The following is a 1062-nucleotide window of genomic DNA, read 5'->3' on the forward strand; positions in this document are numbered from 1 at the left end:
TTAGTAGTCGAACTGGTGATAGTAGCGACGGTAGTTGAGGTTGTGCTTGGTGACCGTCTCGTAGTAAGCGGCAAGGCGATCGGTGATCAGCGAGGAAAGGATCCACGGAGACACGATGACGCGGAACTCGTCGTCAAGGCCGGGGATCGCGAACTCGGCGGTGTCGATGACGTTGATGTCGGTGTCGCCGGTCACGCCGCGGGTCAGGAAGGCGCGGACGCGCTCGTCGAGCTTGCGGTTCTCGTCCTCGCCCATGAACAGGAAGACCGGGACGCCGGGCTCCACGAGCTCGAGGGTGCCGTGGAAGAAGTCGGCCGAGGTGATGTAGCGGGTGCGCTTCCACTGCATCTCCTCCAGGATGCACATCGAGAACAGGATCGTCTCGCCCCACAGGGCGCCGGAGCCGATGAACATGGTGTAGGGGGCCAGGGCGTACTTCTTGGCGAGCTCCTCGGCGCGCGGCTCGAAGCTCTTGCGGATGTCGACCAGGTGGGTCCAAACATCCTTGGTCTGCTCGATGAACTTATCGAACTGCGGGAAGCAGCCGCGGCGGTTGAGCAGGCGCAGGCCGAAGCAGTCGGCGAGGTAGTAGCCCATCTCGCAGCCGCCGTTACCGTGATCGGAAGCCATCTTGACGCAATTCTCGGCGCCGACAGCCTGGCCGATGGGGCCCTCGGGCTTGGTCATGGCGTAGACGCGCACGCCCATGTCCTTCATCTTCTTGACGGCCTCGAGGACCTCGGGGGTGGTTCCGGACTCGGAGGCGGTGAGCACGACGGACTTCTCGGTCATGCGCTTGTGGCCCATGGCGTTCCACTCGGCGGCGTGGATCAGGTAGACCTCGAGGTCGCGGTCGCCGAACTTGTTCATGAGGTACTCGAGCTGCATGAGCTCGTCCCAGGTGCCGCCGACGCCCATCAGGAACACGGCGTCGTAGCCCTCGTCGGCGACCTTGTCGGCGAGCGCGGTCATCTTCTTGCCGGTCTCATAGACGTTCTTGCCGTCCTCGACGTAGCCCTCCTGGCTAAAGTGCATGATCTCGATCTTCTCGGTTTCCTTCAT

At 62.9% G+C, this 1062-nt stretch carries 1 protein-coding gene; it reads right to left on the minus strand.

Annotated features, from left to right (window positions below; translation table 11 throughout):
- Positions 1-1062, minus strand: a 1062-nt coding sequence (locus ACQRC0_RS08750; RefSeq protein WP_427729315.1) for an SIS domain-containing protein, incomplete at its 5' end; no start/stop codon positions are given.

This window comes from Collinsella sp. SGI.033 (assembly GCF_050315135.1).
GTDB lineage: Bacteria > Actinomycetota > Coriobacteriia > Coriobacteriales > Coriobacteriaceae > Collinsella.